We start from the raw sequence: 19312 nt of genomic DNA on the forward strand, positions 1-19312 counted from the left end.
GTTTTTGTAAATATTTTATTAAAATCAAAAAAAGCCCATTGTGACTAATTGAAGCGAGCTACTACGATTATAAAATTGTAAAATAAAAAGCATGGATTGTATAAAAATTGCCCGATGCCTCGGGTTTGGTTTAATATAGAATAACAGTTCAGTTCTGGTGCAGGGGTTGCATTATAGAGAAGCTAATTGGCTACAAAATTGTTTCTCTCAGAGCTCGGATAAATCTCAATTAAAAATACGATAAAAACCGTTATGAGATAATCTATAATTTATATAGAGATTAGAAAAACGTTTCTTTGGAGGAATTTAAAATTGCTAGAACACGGCTATATTCAAATTTATACAGGTGACGGTAAAGGAAAGACTACAGCTTCTTTAGGGCTTGCTCTACGTGCATTGGGTCATGGCTGGAAGGTTCTTGTAATTCAATTTACAAAAGGCGACCAAGGTACTTGCTACGGCGAACTTGCTTCTAAAAAGTTTTTACCTAATTTAGATGTAGTTCAGTTCGGAATGGATAGAGTTGTCTACAGCCACAATGTTAATCTTGAAGATTTTAAAGAAGCTAAAAAAGGTTGGGATTTGGCTAAAAAATCTATCCAAAGCGGCGAATATCAACTTATTATTTTAGACGAATTAAATATTTGCGTTGATATGGGGATGATAAAAGTTGCAGAAGTAAAAGAAGCATTGCTAAATAAGCCTGAAAGTTTGGAAATCGTGTTGACAGGGCGTCGTGCTCATCCTGAGCTCGTTGCATTGGCTCACTTGGTTACTGAAATGAAGCCGATTAAACACTATTTTGATACAGGTGTTATGGCAAGACAAGGTATTGAATACTAATAATATTGAGAGAGATGGGATTTGTAAAAGGAGAAGCTTCGCGAGGGCTTCTTTTTTTTTGCAAAAAAAAGCCAAGTGTGTGAAGGAACTTGGCTGAATGAAAGACCATTCTATTATGTAAATTTATTTGTTGATTTCTTCTGCGAGAAGTGGTGCTACACTGATTTGCTTGATTTTTTCAGGTGCATTTTCCGGTAGTGGAAGCGTGTCTGTCACTACAACTTCTTTAACAGGACAATTTTTTATGTTTTCGAATGCGTTGCCACTGAAAATCCCGTGTGTTGCACAAATATAGACGTCTTTAGCACCTTTGCCTTTAAGCATTTTAACGGCTTCAGTGATGGTTCCTGCCGTGTCAATCATATCGTCAATCAAAATGCAGTTTTTATCTTTCACTTCGCCTATTAGAGCAACCGCTTCAGCTTTATTGTGTTCAGCCCTTTCTTTATGGATGATTGCAGTGTCAACGTCTAGTTCTTTTGCCAAATTTTTAGCTCTTTTTACCCCACCGACATCTGGGCTTACCACAACGAAATTGTCGGTTTTTCCGTTCGTTTTTTCTTTGAAATAGTCTGCAAATAAAGGCATTGCAGAAACATTTTTCATAGGTACATCGTAAAAGCCTTGAGTTTGTATTGAGTGAATATCAAAAGTAATGACTTTATCAGCTCCAGCTGTTTCCAAATCTTTTGCAATCATTTTTCCTGCCAATGATTCGCCGTCAGCAGAGAGCCTGTCTTGTCTTGAGTATGGCAAATAAGGAAGTACGGCTGTAATTTTTTCGGCTCCGCCTCTTTTTGCGGCATCAAGCATTTGTCTGAATTCCATCAAGTTATCATTAACAGGGTCGTTACCTGCGTTTATGACAACGACATTTTTATCTTCAACATCATCGTTCAATTTTACGTAAGTTTCTCCGTTTTTAAATTTTTTGCTTACAGAGTCTTTAAAAGGGATATCTGATTGATTTGAAACTTCTTGAGCAAGTTTTTTGTTATCTTTGCAGCTGAATATTTCAGTATTTTCTTTACCTGTAAAAGAAACGGTGTCTTGCATAAGGTTGTATTGATATTGCAAATTGGGTTTTATATTTCTCACAGGATTAGAAAAAATATTTCCCATTTTAAATCTGTTTCTTGTGTTTAAGCTCTCTACTTTTAACATTTTATTCTCCATTTTGTCGTTTTATTTTGCACTAAAAAACGTCATCAATTTACATTAATGACGTTCAGTTATACATATACATTCTTGGTAGCATGGTTTAAGATTTTTTGTGCACGAATTGAAATAAAAAAGCTCATAAACCATTTCTTTTAGGTAAGCACAGGCACCGTCTGCGTGAGCTACCTGATGCCCCCAAGGACCTTTTGAATGCCCTTTGGAATTAACACTACTCGAAACATCTCTTGTTAGAGAAAAGTTCAAGATATTCAGAATTTTTTTCAATTTATTCAATATATCTATCTCGTGATTAAGTGTTTATGCTACAATTATATCGTTTTCGTGAAAAAAAGCAATCTTTTTGTAACAAATTCTTTAAAAAAGAGTAAGTAGAGAGTAAAAAAAAGATTGACGGTTTTTTAAATTAACAGTTTGGAATAAAAAAAATATTGGAGGAAATATTGGATTTACTATCTGCTTATAGCCAACCGGGAGTCCGTGTAAGTTTTGACAATAAGATTGATAATAATTTCAAAAATACGCAGGCTGCAAAACCTTATAAAGACCCGTTGAGAACGTGGCCGTTGAAGGGGCTAGCTTATTCTAACGAGCTTGGTGCTGTTGTGAGCCCATTATCGCCCAAACTGGGAACTGCATTGTGGGTGCCTGCTTTGATGTATTTTGGTGCAGATATTTATGACAAGTATAAAAATGAAAATACTGCTTATAATCCTAGCGGAAAAAGGGGCTTCAAAGAGGCTGTTTTTCAAGCTTTAGCTAGTGTAGTATTGCCGACTGTTGCTGTCCATTCGGGGCAAGAAGCTATTTCTCATTTGAATACATTTACAAAAACGGGACTTTCTACTCATGCTAAGGAAGAAGCAAATGAATTTGCACTTGATTTTATGGAACAAAGCAGTTTGCACAAGTTTGAAAACAAAATAGACTCTTACAAAAAGAACTTGAAAACCTCATTAAATGAGATAGTGTCTGACAAATTGGGTGAGTATCATACTCAAACTTCCAAAAAAAAGGTGATTTCATCTTTTGCATCAAGCAAAGAATATAAATCTCTTTCACTTGCTAATCCTCAAAAACTAGAAATTTATTTGGACAAAAAAGTTGATACTATGTTCAAAATGAGAGAGCAGCTCATGAATGGCGAAAAACCAAAGGAATTGCCAAAAAGACTTTATAAAAAATTTCAAAATATTCAGCAAGGATACCTGCAAGAATATGGTGAAAAAAGATATTTGGGTAAGTCTGCAAAAGCCATTTTGAAAGATTACGAAAATTCAAAAATTTTCAAACAAAAAATGATAAAAACAGCGGGCGGTTTTATGGCACTTGCTCTGTTGGTTAAGCCGATTGATTATTTCGTTGAGCATATCGTCATCTCTAAAACGATTGAGCCTCAGCTTGATAAGTTTATTCCGAGTAAAAAAAATCAATCCGGATTTTAATTTTTTATAAAAATGCGGTATAATCATTCTACTAACAGTTTGTAGGAGATGATTTTAATGAATATTAACCATAATTATGAAAAACTTGAAGAAAGTTATCTGTTTTCGACTATTGCGAAAAAAGTTGCTGATTTTGAAAATGAAAATCCCGATAAAAAAATAATTAAATTGGGGATAGGTGATGTTACTTTGCCTTTATGCGATGCTGTCGTTAAGGCTATGCAAAAAGCTGTTTCTGAGATGGGCAAACAAGAAACTTTTAGAGGCTATGGACCTGAGCAAGGCTATGCCTTTTTGAAAAAAGCAATAAAAGGATATTATGACTCTCGCAAAACTCCTGTTGATGACGAAGAAATATTTATATCAGATGGTGCAAAAAGTGACTTGGGCAATATTCTTGATTTGTTTAGTATTGATAATACAGTGCTTGTGCCGGATCCTGTTTATCCGGTTTATGTCGACACAAATGTTATGTCCGGGCGTAAAGTCTTATATATGAATGCAAATGAAGCAAATGGATTCTTGCCTCTTCCTGATGAAAACGTAAAATGCGACATTATCTATTTATGTTCGCCAAACAACCCTACTGGAGCTGTTTACAATAAAGAACAGCTTGAAAAATGGGTTGAATATGCACATAAAAATAATGCATTAATCTTGTTTGATGCTGCGTATGAAGCTTTTATTAAAGATGAAAATTTGCCTCGCAGTATTTTTGAAATTGAAGGTGCTAAAGATTGTGCCATAGAATTTTGCTCATTTTCAAAAACGGCAGGTTTTACAGGTACAAGATGTGGCTATACAATTGTCCCTAAAAAATTGCTTGATGGTAAGTTGAACAAAATGTGGTTAAGACGCCAAACAACCAAGTTTAACGGTGTTCCTTATATCGTTCAAAGAGGTGCTGAGGCGGTTTTCTCTGAAGAAGGTCAAAAACAAATTAAAGAAAATATTCAATATTACAGTGAAAATGCCAAAGTTATTGCTGACACATTAGAGGAAAAAGGGATTTGGTTTACTGGCGGAAAACATTCGCCTTATATCTGGTTAAAATGCCCAAATAATATGAAATCGTGGGACTTTTTTGACATGCTTTTAGAAAAAGCTCAAGTAGTCGGCACTCCTGGTGCAGGTTTTGGTGTGAATGGTGAAGGATATTTTAGATTGACTTCTTTCAACAATCTTGAAAATACGGTAGAAGCTATGGAAAGATTTAAAAAATTATTTTAATCTTTTGTAACGATTTATAAATATTTACATTTAAACAAAATCAAAAAAACGCAAAAAAGCTTGAAATTTCAGGCTTTTTTGCATATGCGGTTATTTCGCTCATGGCAATTTTTGTATATGTTCATGTTTTCCTATATATAGGTCTCTAAAATAAGAAGGTATATTACATGGGTAATTTTGATTCTGATGCGTTTAAACAAATAACAAATGCACCTCAAAAATTCACGGCACAATCTGCAGATACTGCCCCAACGGCTTCTGCCGGCACTCCTCAACCTCAAATACAAAAAGAGTCAAAGCTTGAATCTACGCCGCAAAAAGATACATTTGTGCAAAAAAATGACGAACCTAAATCAAAAAATAAAGTTCTTGATTATATAACAAAATATGCCGGAATAGCGGCTTTGGCTGCAGTTCCTGTTACTGCAGTTTTTACCCAAAGGGCGAATAAAAAGACCATGAACCAAATCGCAGATGTCCTCAAAAAAGAAACAGCTGCAAGCAAAGATGCTGTCGAAGAAATGCTTAAAAATGCTGCAAAAGATTCTCAATCAGCAGTAGAACAAGTTCAAAAAAGTAGTAAAGGTGTTTGGACTGCATTGGCGGCTTTTGCAGGCGGTGCAAAGCTTATGGATATGGTCAAAGATGATAAAACTCCAAAAGGCGATTTGGAAGATGCAATGCACCAAGAAATTATAAATGGTGCAAAAACTAGGATTGATAACATTGAAAATACGGCAAATTCTGCTCGCTGGGAAGCAGGTGAAGCTAGAGCTGTAAATACGAAGGGTGCTCTTCATTCAAAATATCTCGAAAATGTTGATGGATTTTTATTACTTAAAGGTGTAGATAAAAAAGCAGGTTTCGACCAAGGTAAATACGATAAAGCCGTTGAAACTATTCGACAAAGTGCTACAGGATACTTGCACGGTGAGCTTCAAGCAGGCAAAGAACCTTTGAAAAAAGGTGATACCGTATGGTCTATTACCTCTGAATTTGCACCTATAAAAGAAGGCGGGCTCGGGGCTGTTCCTGTTGATGTTCAAAATAATTTTGAAAAATTAGGCATCAAAACGCCAACCTTTATTCCGATGTACCAAAAAAACGGTTTTTCTTCTGTTGAAAAAGAAAACGGAAAATATACTTATAACTATTCAGGCACAGAATTTGAACTTGATAAAGTAGCGGAATTTAAAGTCCATTCTTACAAGCTTCACGATTCAAAAGATGAACCTGTTGAAATTTTTGTAAGTAACAAAAAACGTGTCCCTCAAAAGGACGGTTCTATGAAAGTGATAGACACTCCTCCACTTGTATTTGTCAAAAATGATGAATATTTCAATGGCTCAATCTATTCACGCACAGCAAAAGCAGAAGAACCTGAAAAATTTGCATTTTTCTCAAAAGCGGTATATGAATTTGCAAAGGCAAAAGAAGACCCTCACAGTGTAAAAGGCTTGAATATTATTAATAAAGAAAAATATGATGATATTGCATCTCCTGACGGATTTTTGTTGAATGATTGGCAAGCTGCTCCAATGGCTGCAATGGCTAGATATAAAGCTCCTATGGAAAATGCCTATGGAGGTTTAGCTGATGATGCGGCTAAAAAACTTTCAGATATGAAGATTATAACAATCGGTCATAACGCACAGTATCAAGGCTATACATTTATAGATAATGATTATCAACAAAAAGTTGAGGTTTCTGAAAATATATTGAATACCCTTTTTGATAATTATGCCTCAGATATCGTGAAAAATGCTGCAACAGGTGCTCCATACGAAGATTTGCAAAATACTTTGATAATGAACAGAACTAACGGCGAACGCCATGTCAATCTTTTAAATATGGGCGTTTGTTTGAGTGATTATTTTGCTCCTGTTTCAAAAAATTATGCAAAAGAGCTTGTTAATGAAAATGCAAAATCAGGTCCTCTTCAATGGGCTATTGAACAAAGAGATAAATCAAAAACTTTGGTCGGTATAATCAATGGTAACGACTTTAAAAACCTTGATATAAATGCTAAAAAGAAATTTATCAGCGGTATAAATCCAAATAATCCTTTGGATATTAAAACCTATAGTCAAAATTCTTCTAAAGAAGATGTTTTAGCAGCTCGTTTGAACAACAAAATTGAATTTTATAATAAATACATGAAGCCGGTTGCGAGCCACGAGTTTAGACCAAGCAGACTTGAAAATGTCGGCGATACAAAACTTCCTGATTTAACCGAAGAAGAATTTAAAGATACTCCGATTTTCTCATACGCACACCGTTTAGTCGGTCAAAAGGGTGTAGATATTGCTGTGGATTCCATCAAAAAACTTTATGATAATTGGGAAGAAGACTTCCCGAATAAGCCTAAACCAATTTTCTACTTAGGTGGTGAAGACGGTGAAGGTGGTCAAAACAGAGCTTTGATTGAAAAACTTCAAAAAGAATTGAAACCTGAAGATTCCAACAGGGTTGTTTTCAATCACGGATTTAATCCTAATCCTGCCTTGATGTCAACTACAGATTTCTTCTTGATGCCGAGCAAATTTGAGCCTTGCGGTTTGACTCAAAGTGAAGCTTTCGCTTTCGGAACTCCTGTAATAGCTACTGCTACAGGCGGAATTGTGGACACGGTAAAAGCTGAAGGTGATAACCAAACAGGTATTTTGACTAAGGATATTTCAGGTCAAGGTTTCTATAAAGCTATGAAACAAGGTCTGAAAACATTCTTTGATGATAAACCTAAATATGAACAAATGGTCATGAATTCGCTTAAAGAAGATTTCAGCTGGATTCAGCCGAATAAGCAAGGTCCTATATACGAATATTTAGATGCTTTTAATGTTGATAAAGATTCGTTACCTGAAAAATCACAAATCCAATAAATACACATAAATAAATTTAGAGACTTTTTTAGCGGACAGTTTGCCCGCTTTTTATTTGCAAAAAGCAGAAGCTCAAATTTCAAGGCTCCTGCTTTTTTAATTAAGTCAAAATTGTGAATTAATTTTCAATATTTTTAGCGTGTCTGGTAGCTTTTTCAGCCCCTTCAAACTTGCTGTCTAAATTTTGTATAGTGCCTATTCTTTTGAATTTTGCTTTTAAAGTGTTAATGATAGATTTTGTTTCTTTTTTTGTAGCATCTTTAAAACCGAATTCGCAAGAGTCTGCGATACCGTTATCAGCTTTACTTACAATATTTGCTGCAATTTTGTTTTCGCCTGCAGGGGAGAAGAAAACGTCTGTTTTGTTCCAGTTAGATGAACGGTGAACTTTTTTTGCCAATTTGTTGTATAGTTTTACGTCGCCGTCACTTAATCCGTTCATAAAAGCTTTCATATCTTTGTGTTTTAGTGCCATGCCGAATGCAGGTTGATTAGAAATGTTAGTCACTTTAAATTCCTCACTTGTTACTTACATGAGGAATAAAAGACTCAACATGATTTTTTTTGCCATTATTTAATATATTTAACTTTGTTTTTTAAGATTTATTTTCTTAACTAAAAATATCAAAGGTATAGTAATAAAAGCGGCGACCCCGCACAATCTGAAAGCTTCAATGAAGCCCCAGAGATTAGCTTGTTTTACGAGGTCACCATATAGAGAATATTGAGCCATGTGATGTGCCACATTAGCTGATGTGTAATTCATAAATGCTGATTGCATAGCTGCGATTTTGGCGTTGAATACCGGATTTAATTCGTGTAAATTTCCCACCATCATAAATTGGTGAGCTTGTGCGTACCTTGAAATAATAGTTGTTATAATTGATGTGCCTATCGCACCTCCTATATTTTTAAGCAGGTTTTGAAGCCCGCTGGCGTTAGTCATCTGGCTGTTTTTTAAGGTTACAACAGATAGCGAAATCAAAGGCACCATTGCAAGCCCCATTCCTAACCCGAAAATAAAATTCGGAATACCAATATTTATGTTAGAAATTTGTAAGTTTAAATTTCCCAAAGAAAAACTTGCTACGCAAATTAATGATAATCCTATAATAACAAGAATTCTGTTGTCTATTTTAGTAGATAAAATTCCGCAACACGCCATTGCAATAAAGGCACCTATGCCTCTGGGCATCATTGCTGTTCCGCTTAGAAAGGCGGTGTAGCCTAAAAGTCCTTGCAAAAACTGCGGTAAAACAGCCAAAGATGCTAATAAGACAGCTTGCACAACTACTTGAACGAAAGTTCCGATTGTGAAGTTTTTATCTTTAAAAACAGATAAATCAATTAGTGAGTCTTTGTTTTTTATTTGGCTTCTAAAAAAGAAAATGGCAGAAACTATTGAAACAAAACTCATCCAGCAAATCCACGGTGCATTAAACCAGTCGGCGTTGTTTCCTTTATCCAAAACTGTTTGCAATGTGATTAGCCAAATAGTAAGGAAAAAGAAGCCTTTTCCATCGATTTTTACGTTATTTTGCTTTTGTGCGTAAGGAGGGTCTTCAAGAAGTGCTTTTGCTAAGAAAGCGGTGAATACACCTATTGGTAGGTTTATGAAGAAAATCCAAGGCCAACTATAGTTGTCGGTAATGTATCCTCCGACTACCGGACCGATAATAGGTGCAACAACGATAACAAGTCCGAAGATACTCATAGCCTTGCCTCTCATGTTTGGAGGGAAAGCCTCTAACAAAACAGCTTGTGAGATTGGCAATAATCCGCCACCGCCAAAACCTTGAAGCACACGAGCAAATATCATCATCTCCAGTGAATCTGCGACTCCGCAAAGAGCAGATGCGGTTGTAAAAATGATTATGCTCATTATGAAGAAATTTTTTCTCCCCATGAGTTTTGAAAACCAATCGACTGCAGGAATCATAATTCCGCTGGCGACAAGGTAGCTTGTCAAAATCCATGTTGATTCTTCTCTACTTGCTGAAAATGTCCCTGCCATGTGTGGTAATGCTACATTTGCGATTGTTTCATCAAGGACAAACATAAAGGCAGCAAATAAAGTTGGTAAAGCCAATAGCCATGGGTTTTTGGTAGGTTTCCAGCTTTCGTCTTTTATCGTTGTTTCAGTTGCCATTATTTTATTTTTACCTTCGGTTCAACTGACATTCCTGAAACGATTGTGTATTGAGCGGGGTCAATTTTTTCTGTAAATACGATTTTGACAGGTATTCTTTGGACTATTTTAACGAATGAGCCTACAGCATTTTCAGGTGGAAATAAGCTTGATTTAGCACCGGAAGCTCTTTGGATACTGTCTATTTTGCCTTTAAATACTTTGTCAGGATAGGCATCTATTTTGATATCAACGCTTTGTCCGATTTTCATTTGTCCGACTTGATTTTCTTTGTAATTAGCTATAATCCATACTTCTTTAGGTACTAAAGCGAACAAAGGTTGACCTATTTGAACATAAGCACCTTTTTCAAGTTTTTTGTTAGTGACAGTGCCTGATTGAGGAGCTTTTATTGTTGTGTATGCAAGATTTAAGGCAGCTTGGTCGCAAAGTGCTTTTAAGGCTTTAAGTTCTGCGTCTGCAACTTTTTTATCTGATTTAGAAAGTAGAGCTTGGTCAGCTGTTTCTAATTTAGCTTTAGCGTCATCATATTTTGTTTGAGCTGTGTCGAGTGTTTGTTTTGACACGGCACCTGCTGCGTATAATTTTGTATATCTTTCCAAGTCTTTTTTTGCGAGTGAGATTGCAGAGTTTGTGGCAGACATATTTGCTCTTGCTACGTTTTGGTTTAACAGAGCTTTTTGATAATTCGCTTCAGCTTGAGCAAGTTTGACTCTATAGTCCGAGTCATCTATTTTTGCAATGGTGTCGCCTTGGTTAATATATTGGTTATCTTCTATATAAACTGATTCTATTTGACCTGAAACCTTTGGTGCGACTTGTACCATGTGAACCTCTACGTATGCGTCATCTGTAATTTGATATTTTAAAGAGTCATGTATGTAGTATCCGGCAATGCACGTTATAATTATTCCGACAACAAGGGTAATAAATCTTTTTACACCTTTAATTTTTTTAGGTTCTTCTTTTATTTCATTTGTTTTATTTTCGGCAGTGGTCATATATTTCTCCTGTTAAATTTGTGTATCTACGATTTTGCTTAGAGTTTCTCTGCATTTTGTTAAATATGCGATTACTTTTTCCTCGCATTCATCATTATTTTTACTTTTAAGTTTTTCCAAAGTCGGTTCTAAGGTTAGAAGAATTGCTTCAATAGCTTTTTGTCCCTTTTCTGTAGTAGAGAGTTTTTTTACGAGTCTTTTGTTTTTTGTATCAATATTTATTTCGATTAGTTCTTTATTTGCAAGTATTTCAGCGAGTCTACCAGTGTTAGCTCTATCTTTTAAGAGTAATTTAGCCAAATCTCTTTGGCAAATTCCCTCGTTGCAAGATATTACATCGAGTGCGATAAATTCATCGAAGCTCAAAGGAAGGTTCATTTTTTCAAAAAGCTGACAGCCGAATAATTTTAGGTATCTGGCGGTCATCCTGATGTGGTAATACAGGGAATTTGTATAAGTTTTAGTTCTTTTCATTTTATTTTTCAATTCTAATTATATATTCAAATATTTATGTTGTATCTATAACATGTTGCGTAAAAAACATGTTGCTTTTACAACATTGATATGCTAGCATACTGCTATAAAAAATGTCAAGCAATTAATTTTTGAAGAGGAAAACTCAATGAATACAAAGAAAACACTGGCTTTAACATTATTGTTATCAATGATGTCTATGAATTTTTTACCTGAAGCAACTTATGCCGCTATAAAAAGCACTAAAACACCTGAGCAACCAGCTCAAGTCTTGAAGGCAAATGCTGTAAGTTATATAAATATGGCGTGGTGGCAAAATCATAATGATGAATATTTGGAAGATTATATTACAAAGGCTCTTGATAATAATCAAGATTTGAAAATCGCTACATTAAAAGTTGAAGAATCACGTCAGGCTTCAAAGTTACAAATGGCAAATGAACTTCCGTCGCTTACAGTGGGAGCTTCGCCTTCTGCTATAAAAATGCCTTTTACAACTTCAGGAGAGGGTAGCTTTTCTATTCCTATTATTGCTAGCTATGAGGCGGATATATTCTTAAAAAATCACGATAAGACAAGAAGTGCAAAAAAATTGTATGAAGCTTCTAAATTGCAAGAAAAGGCGACTTATCTTTCTATTGTTAGTGCTGTAGGTGCCAGCTATTACAATGTTGTAAAGCTTGATAAACTAATCGATATTCAAGAGCAAATAATTAAAGACAGAAAGCAGATTTTTGATATTATGAAACAAAGCAACGAGGAGGGGCTTGTTTCTACGTCTGATTTGGTCAAGGCTAATAAATCTTATGTTATTTCAATGTCTGATATTATTGAGCTTAAAAAATCAAGAGAAATTATGCTCAATCAACTTGCTGTTTTGACTGGAGATAGCCCTGAAAATACCAAGGATTTTAAAAGAATAAAATATGATGAGTTGAATGGGGCAATCTATGTTCCTCAGGCTATATCTTCTGATATCATAACCCAACGTCCTGATTATTTGGTGGCAGAAAAAATGGTTGAAAAATCAAGAATTGATGTCAAAGTCGCGAAAAAAGAGTTTTTACCCCAGTTTAATATATTGGGGCTGATGTCTTTCAACACTGGCGGAATGTTCTCTGCTATGAATTGGGAAAACGCTATTGCGGGAATTGCAGGGGCAGGCATGTTGCAGCTTTTCAGTGGAGGTGCTAAGTTTGCCAATCTTAGAATGAAAAAAAACCAATATGAACAAATTCTTCAAAACTATTACAAAACTAATTTAACTGCTATTCAAGAAGTGAACGATGCTTTGAGCTCTTTGAAACTTGAAAATGAAAAATTGGAAAAAAATATTGACGCATTGAATATGGAAAAGAAAGATTTTAAATTAACCGAGTTGAAATATAAAGAGGGCGTAATCGCTTATCTTGATTTGTTGCAGAAAAAAGAAAATTTGTTATCCACACAAAAACTTGTGACAGCAAGCAAAATTGATTGTTATGTAAATCAAATCAGTTTATATAAGGCAGTTGCTGGCGAAAATATATAATTTTCAATGTGTGAGTTAGGGTAGAGAATTATTTTATCTAACCCTTACGAAGTTTTTTAGATACAGTTAGATTTTCAAACAACAAAATCTAACCTGTTTAAAAACATTTTTCCAAAATAAATAAAATATTAAAAAATTATATTTTTATTTCAATTGTAAAACTAAAAAAAATAAGAAAAAAAATAAGAAAATTGCGAAATAATTGTAAGAAATCGTAAAATTCTTTTATAAAAAAATAAAAAATATATAAAAAAATTAAGGAAAAAGCGTTTTTTTTGATAAATTTTCAAAATTGCAGAAAAAATTTTTTTCATTTTTTATTTGACTTGAAAACAAGAAAAAAGCACAATATAAATATGTGTAGAATTGGTGCGATAAAATCAAAGAAATATATTCATCCGTCACTAGCCTTAAAACTTATGCGTTCCCAACAAAAGGGACATGATAACTCAGGCTTTGCGTTTGTAATGCAAGATTTGGGCGGAATATTTGAAAATTATAAAAATTTGCCTACGCTTTCAATGGCTTGCAGCGATGCAGGGATGAAAATTGCTGAGGATTATTTGCATAGCTTAGGCTTCGTTAGGGTTTTTCAGTTTACGCCTGAGGTTTATCCTGATGCAAAACTTGACATAAAAACTATGCCGAATTATGTTTTTGAAGTTTTTCAATACCCGAAAACATATAAGAATGCTTCGAAAGAAGAAAAAGAAGAATTGCTTGTTAATTCAAGACTTAAATTGAGAAAGCTATTAGAAGAAGATGATGAAGGGTATGTATATTCTTTTTGGGAAGATGTTTTAACATTAAAAGAAATAGGTAATCCAAAAGATATCGGCACCTATTTCAATCTTTGGGGTGAAGATGTTAATATTCGCTCAAAAATTATAACTGCTCAATGCAGGCAAAATACGAATTACGATATCGTTAGATATGCTGCTCACCCGTTCTTTTTACAAGGTTATACGACGTTGACAAACGGTGAAAATACGTTTTATGAAAAGAATAAGTTAGCCCAAAAAAATCTTCACAAGGCGTATATAGGTTTTGAATCCGATTCTCAATGTTTTTTATATACGCTTCATTACGTGCATAAGATTTTGAAATGGCCGTTGAAATATTTCAAACACGTTTTAACTCCGCTTCCTTATGAAGAAATTGAAAAACGTGATGATAAAGAAGTTTTGACGAGAATAAAAACCTCTATGGCAAATCTGGCAATAAACGGTCCTAATACGACGATAGGAGTTTTGCCGGATGGGACGATGTTGAGTGTTGAAGATTCGAAAAAACTCCGCCCAACGGTAGTTTGCAAGCATAATGACATGGTTATAATTACGTCAGAAGTTTGCGGTGCCAATGAAATTATGCCCGATAGAAACTCTAACGATGATATTTATACTAATGAGCGAGAAATTGTTGTAGTCGATAACGATTTGAATATTGAAAGAATTCCACAATGAAATTAAACAAAATTGCCCTAGATGATTTACCTTGGATAATCGAATACGAGAGTGATAAATGTATGCTTTGCGGTAAATGCGTTGCATCTTGCTCTTTTTCTGCGATAAAAGTTGGTGTTCAAAAAAGGAAAAAAGTCAGAGCTATTTCTAATGAAGAAGGTTTTTCAATAGATTCAGACCAAAAGGCAATCCCTGTAATTCAACAAAATATCGATGAGAATGATTATTGCAGAGGGTGCGGAATTTGCACAAAGGTTTGCCCAAATGGTGCAATCAGACCTGTCCGCAATAAGACTGAAATTTTCGGCACAAGATATCGCTCAAAAACAGGCGAAAGCGTAAAAAGAGGTGGAAGAACCAATCTCCATACAGAAGGAAGAACTTTAGATAAAATAAAAGTGGGTAGAATTTCGCAAATGACAGACCCTTCATTGGACGCATTGAGGCATACTTTCGATTTGAGGACAAATCTGGGTAGAGTATTGAACCCAAAGGATATTGATTTAGAAATCGTAAACGGTGAATTGCAACCATCTAAAACGAAATCAATCCCTCCAAACCGTTCGATTTATCCAATCTTAATCGGTGATATGTCAATCGGTGCGTTATCTCCCAGAATGTGGGAGGCGGTTGCCATTGCAGTTGCTTATTTGAATGAAGTAAAAGGGATTCCAATCCGTATGTCGACAGGTGAGGGTGGACTTCCCGAAAAACTTTTGCGTTCAAGATATTTGAAATATATGATACTTCAAATCGCTTCAGGTCACTTTGGGTGGAACAGAATTATCGACTCAATGCCTTATATGCAAGAAGACCCTGCCGGTATATTGATAAAAATCGGTCAAGGTGCAAAACCTGGTGATGGCGGGCTTTTGATGGCTGAAAAAAATGTTAAATTAATTCAAGAAATCAGAGGTGTACCAAAAGCAGATTTGTTGAGTCCTCCAAACCATCAAGGCTTGTATTCGATTGAGGAAAGTGTTCAAAAGATGTTTTTATCTTTGAATTGTGCTTTCAAATTCAAAGTTCCGGTGGCTGTTAAAGTTGCGGCTTCTGCGACAAGTGTAAGCGTTTATAACAATCTTTTGCGTGACCCATATAATATTGTCGGCGGTTTTTTCTTAGATGGTATAGCAGGCGGTACAGGTGCCGCCCATGAAATATCGTTAAATCATACAGGACATCCGATTGTTTCAAAATTGAGAGATTGCTATTTGACCGCCGTAAGACAAGGAAAACAGGGGCAAATCCCATTGTTTGCAGCAGGCGGCGTTGGCATGAACGGAAATCTTGCAGCTGACGCATTTAAACTTATTTGTTTAGGTGCCAGTGGCGTGTTTATCGGGCGTTTGGTTTTGCAAATGGCAGGTTGCGTCGGTAATGATTTTGGAAAATGCAATGCTTGTAACACCGGTAGGTGCCCGATGGGTATCACGACTCAAAATCCTAAGCTTGCTAAAAGACTTGATATTGACCAAGTTGCTCAAAATATAGTTAATTATATTTGTGCAACAGATATAGAACTTAAAAAGTTATTGGCACCTGTCGGAAACAGCACATTACCGATTGGGCGTTCTGATGCTTTGATTTGTGTTGATAAAAATGTTGCTGACAGATTAGATATTCAACATGTTTGTTAAAGGTAGATAAAAATGCTCAAAATTGATACATTAAAAAACGACGAAAGACTCTCAACCCAAGCCCTTATGGAAATAATCTGGAAAGGCGTTGATGAGGGGCAGCATGATTTTGAGATAAATGCTTGTGGGCAACACAATATTGGCGGTTCTTTGTGGTCAAAAGATGGAAAGCCTTTAAATTTTTGTTTGACAAATCCCGGACAACGTGTAGGTTCAATGGGGGCAAAAGGTACTAATATTGTAGTTAAAGGGGCTGCTCCTGCGGATGTGGGTTGGCTAAATTCAGGTGCCGTAATTACTGTTTTAGGAGATTGCGGAGATACTACAGCTCATTGTGCTGCGAGCGGAAAAATCTTTGTTGACGGAAAAGTGGGAACTCGCTCAGGTGCGTTGATGAAAAAAGACCCGAAATATCTTGCTCCTGAATTATGGGTCTTGAAAAATACAGGTTCGTTTTCATTTGAATTTATGGGCGGCGGTATAGCTGTTGTTTGCGGCATTGATTCTGAGGGGGTTGACTCTATTTTAGGTGATAGAGCTTGCACCGGAATGGTCGGCGGCGTTGTATATTTCAGAGGGCCTATTAAAAATATCTCGGATGATGTTTTTGTTCTTGAAATTGATGAAAAAGATGTAAAATTCTTAGAAAACGGGTTAAATGAATTTTTAAATAAAATTAAAAAACCTGAATTGTTAAAAGAGCTTACTGATTTTTCAAAATGGCAAAAAATTATTGCTAAAACTTACGAAGAAAGACAGCAAACTCATGATATTTCGCTTCAAACATTCCGTGAAAATAAGTGGATGAAAGCCATCGGCGGTTCAATCTTTTCTGATTTGATGGAAGATAATTTTGAAATTTATGATTTGGTTCAAACTGATGAAAAAAGGTTAAAAATTCCTAAATGGAAGAATTACGCATATAGTGCTCCTTGTGAGTATAATTGCCCGATTAAAATTCCTACACAAAAAAGATTTTCTTTGTTAAGAAGCGGCAAAATAAAAGAAGCGTTGGAGCTCGTTCTTGAGTATAGTCCATTCCCGGCAAGTGTTTGTGGTCAAGTTTGTCCTAACCTATGCTTGAATGATTGTTCAAGACAAAAAGTCGACACTCCGTTAGATGTGAAAATGCTCGGTAATCTTTCTAAAGATATAAAAGTTAAGCCATATACAATTACTCAAAATAAAAAAATTGCTGTAATTGGTGCAGGAGTTGCCGGCATGTCGTGTGCATGGCAGTTGGCTAAAAAAGGCTATGAGGTCGAACTGTTTGAGCAAGATGATAAAATCGGCGGAAAATTATCTCAAGTAATTCCTGAAGATAGGCTAAATCAAGATATTTTGGACTCTGAAATTGAAAGATTTAAAAATACCGGCATACAAATTCATACAAATGCAAAAATTACAAAAGAAAATTTCGAAAATATTCAAGAATGCTACGATGCCATCGTGCTTGCAATAGGTGCTCATGGCTCAATTGTAATACCTTTTGAAGGGTTTGAAAAACTAAAAAAAGGTCTAAGTTTTTTGAAGAAATCAAAAAGAGGTCAAAAAATAGATTTAGGCGAAAAAGTTGTTGTAATTGGTGCCGGAAATGCTGCGATGGACGTTATTATCGAAGCCTATAAACAAGGTGCTAAAGAGGTGACTGCGATAGACATTCAGAAACCAAGTGCTTTTGCTAAAGAAATTGAACACGTAGAAAAACTGGGTGCAAAAATATTGTGGCCTTGTTTTACTCAAAAAATTACAGATGATGGCGTTGTTTTGAAAGATGGTTCATTAATCGAGGCAGATAGCGTTATAATTTCCGTCGGCGATAGACCCGTTTTTGATTTCGTTGATAGAAATTACTTAGATGAAAAGTCAAAAATCAATATAAACGAATTTATGCAATGTGATTACAATAAAAAAGTCTTTGCAATTGGTGACAGTGTAAAGAGTGGACTATTTACAAATGCAATTGCAGATGGTAAAAATTGTGCAAAAAATGTTATAAGATTTTTAAATAAAGAAAAATTAGAAGAACAAATCACAAAGCAACTTATTCCTTCAACCAGGATTAAATCAGAATATTATGAGTGCTATCAACCGACTTGTGACAACGAGCAAAATCGTTGTTTGAGTTGCGGATATTGTAGAGATTGTGGTTTATGTTTGAATAGTTGCCCTCAGAATGCTATTTCAAGAGTAGATTTGGGCGATGGAAAGTTTGAATACAGAAGTGATGACTCCAAATGTATCGGTTGCGGGATTTGTGAGGGGTTGTGCCCTTGCGGAATTTGGGAAATGAAATATAACTTATAAAGTCATATATTTTTCTTAGAGTTAGAGATGTGAAGAAGTACAAACTTCTTAACGGTACAATCGAAGTCGGTGCTGATATGGAAAAACGTAGGGGCAATTGTCGGCGAAGATACTCCAAAACTGTAAAAAATAAATATTTTTAAAACGGTAATCACTCGAATTTTGAATGGTTGCCGTTTTTGTTTGTTTTATTTATTCTTTTACGGTTTTTTGTATCCGCATTTAGGGCAAACCCCGTTTTCGTTTAATGTAATACCGCATAGTGGACAACGGTCAATCGTTTTTGTCGGTTTGAAATCTTCAGTTGCAGCATTTACACCGCTGGTAAAGGTGATTTTGGAAATATTTAATTTATCTTTCAATAAATCATATACTATTTTAATCATTCCTTCTACCGTCATTGTTTCTTTTGTCACAACAAGTCTACAATCCGGGTATGCTGTTGCAAGTTCGGTTTTAAAAGCTGGTCCTTTCATTTGGTTTGTAGGAGCTCCGTCCTTAATTCCTTGATTTTCATATACGGCCAAAATGGCAGGTAGAAGCGGGTCGTCTTCTCTTAAAATTAATGCGTGGTCAAAGTTTTTTAAGACAGCCCAAGCCGTTTTTTGAATTTCATTGCAAGGGAAAACCATGTTTACACCAGAGTTAATTGAGTCCTCGACTTCAATAGTTAGTACGCCTGTGTGCCCGTGCAAGTATTGAGCTTCACCTTTGAATCCGTAAAATCTGTGTGCGTATTGCAAGTCCAAAGTTGTAATTGATTTCATAATTTTCTCCTTTCAAAGTAAAAAATTGTGATGCCTTCATTAAGCAAATTAATAATACAAATTTTTTCTATATAAAACAAGAAAGGTTGAGAAACTGTAACAATCTAAAATTAACAATTAAAAAATCGGAAAATAATTCTTATAATATGTTAAAAATTATTAAAGGAATTCTGATGATTTTACCCTAAAATTAAACATGTATGCTTATTATACCGATGTTATTAATATAAAAAATAAAATTAATTAAAGGGAATAAGTTATGTGGATTGATTTGCTGTTAAAACTCGCAGGTAGCGGGAAAGCAACAAATAGCGGAATTAAACAAGAAGATATAGACAAGCTGAAAGAAGCACAAGAGCAAGGAATCTTGGGTGCATCTATTTTTTCACAAGACATTTCGT

At 35.1% G+C, this 19312-nt stretch carries 14 protein-coding genes; 8 read left to right on the forward strand and 6 right to left on the reverse strand.

Translation table 11 applies throughout. The features are described from left to right. Positions 1 to 312: 312 nt before the first annotated feature. Positions 313 to 843 carry a cob(I)yrinic acid a,c-diamide adenosyltransferase gene (gene cobO / locus PHV37_05380; protein MDD3237512.1) on the forward strand — a complete coding sequence of 177 codons (531 nt, stop codon included), beginning with the start codon at positions 313 to 315 and terminating at the stop codon, positions 841 to 843. A 123-nt stretch (positions 844 to 966) separates the two neighbouring features. Here cobO and PHV37_05385 read toward each other — a convergent pair whose 3' ends face one another. Continuing rightward, entirely contained in the window at positions 967 to 2007 is a 1041-nt protein-coding gene (locus PHV37_05385; GenBank protein MDD3237513.1) for a ribose-phosphate pyrophosphokinase, read from the reverse strand. A gap of 458 nt (positions 2008 to 2465) precedes the next feature. Here PHV37_05385 and PHV37_05390 point away from each other — a divergent pair, with 458 nt between their 5' ends. From PHV37_05390 to PHV37_05400, 3 genes are all read left to right on the forward strand, one after another. After that, positions 2466 to 3467, forward strand: coding sequence for a hypothetical protein (locus PHV37_05390; GenBank protein ID MDD3237514.1), 1002 nt, complete (start codon positions 2466 to 2468; stop codon positions 3465 to 3467). A 57-nt stretch (positions 3468 to 3524) separates the two neighbouring features. Further along, a complete protein-coding gene (locus PHV37_05395; GenBank protein MDD3237515.1) occupies positions 3525 to 4697 on the forward strand; it encodes an LL-diaminopimelate aminotransferase in 1173 nt (390 codons plus the stop codon). Between the two features lie 167 nt (positions 4698 to 4864). Continuing rightward, positions 4865 to 7579 carry a glycogen/starch synthase gene (locus PHV37_05400; GenBank protein MDD3237516.1) on the forward strand — a complete coding sequence of 905 codons (2715 nt, stop codon included), beginning with the start codon at positions 4865 to 4867 and terminating at the stop codon, positions 7577 to 7579. Between the two features lie 118 nt (positions 7580 to 7697). On the opposite strand, the gene PHV37_05405 is transcribed toward PHV37_05400, so the two are convergent. The 4 genes from PHV37_05405 to PHV37_05420 all read right to left on the reverse strand — a co-directional run bounded on the left by PHV37_05405 (position 7698) and on the right by PHV37_05420 (position 11203). After that, positions 7698 to 8087 (reverse strand): hypothetical protein, encoded by a 390-nt coding sequence (locus PHV37_05405; protein ID MDD3237517.1) that lies wholly within the window; start codon positions 8085 to 8087, stop codon positions 7698 to 7700. A 75-nt stretch (positions 8088 to 8162) separates the two neighbouring features. Continuing rightward, positions 8163 to 9728 carry a DHA2 family efflux MFS transporter permease subunit gene (locus tag PHV37_05410; GenBank protein ID MDD3237518.1) on the reverse strand — a complete coding sequence of 522 codons (1566 nt, stop codon included), beginning with the start codon at positions 9726 to 9728 and terminating at the stop codon, positions 8163 to 8165. Further along, the gene (locus PHV37_05415) at positions 9728 to 10729 is read right to left on the reverse strand and encodes an HlyD family secretion protein (protein MDD3237519.1); all 1002 of its coding nucleotides are present in this window, start codon (positions 10727 to 10729) and stop codon (positions 9728 to 9730) included. Before PHV37_05415 ends, PHV37_05410 begins: the two co-directional genes overlap by 1 nt. A gap of 12 nt (positions 10730 to 10741) precedes the next feature. Further along, positions 10742 to 11203 (reverse strand): hypothetical protein, encoded by a 462-nt coding sequence (locus PHV37_05420; protein ID MDD3237520.1) that lies wholly within the window; start codon positions 11201 to 11203, stop codon positions 10742 to 10744. 148 nt (positions 11204 to 11351) lie between these two features. Between PHV37_05420 and PHV37_05425 the strand changes: the two genes are divergently transcribed. From PHV37_05425 to PHV37_05440, 4 genes are all read left to right on the forward strand, one after another. After that, positions 11352 to 12734: a TolC family protein gene (locus PHV37_05425; protein MDD3237521.1), complete on the forward strand. Its 1383-nt coding sequence runs from the start codon at positions 11352 to 11354 to the stop codon at positions 12732 to 12734. A gap of 356 nt (positions 12735 to 13090) precedes the next feature. Beyond that, complete coding sequence (locus PHV37_05430) at positions 13091 to 14197, forward strand: hypothetical protein (protein MDD3237522.1); 1107 nt, start codon at positions 13091 to 13093, stop codon at positions 14195 to 14197. Next, on the forward strand, positions 14194 to 15837 hold the full coding sequence (locus PHV37_05435) for a glutamate synthase-related protein (protein ID MDD3237523.1): 1644 nt from the start codon (positions 14194 to 14196) through the stop codon (positions 15835 to 15837). Before PHV37_05430 ends, PHV37_05435 begins: the two co-directional genes overlap by 4 nt. 12 nt (positions 15838 to 15849) lie before the next feature. Continuing rightward, positions 15850 to 18144, forward strand: a complete 2295-nt coding sequence (locus PHV37_05440; protein MDD3237524.1) for an FAD-dependent oxidoreductase — start codon at positions 15850 to 15852, stop codon at positions 18142 to 18144. A 200-nt stretch (positions 18145 to 18344) separates the two neighbouring features. On the opposite strand, the gene PHV37_05445 is transcribed toward PHV37_05440, so the two are convergent. After that, the gene (locus tag PHV37_05445) at positions 18345 to 18911 is read right to left on the reverse strand and encodes a 6-carboxytetrahydropterin synthase (GenBank protein MDD3237525.1); all 567 of its coding nucleotides are present in this window, start codon (positions 18909 to 18911) and stop codon (positions 18345 to 18347) included. Positions 18912 to 19312 lie beyond the last annotated feature (401 nt).

It is taken from the genome of Candidatus Gastranaerophilales bacterium, from assembly GCA_028693235.1.
Classification (GTDB): Bacteria; Cyanobacteriota; Vampirovibrionia; order Gastranaerophilales; family Gastranaerophilaceae; genus JAQUVW01.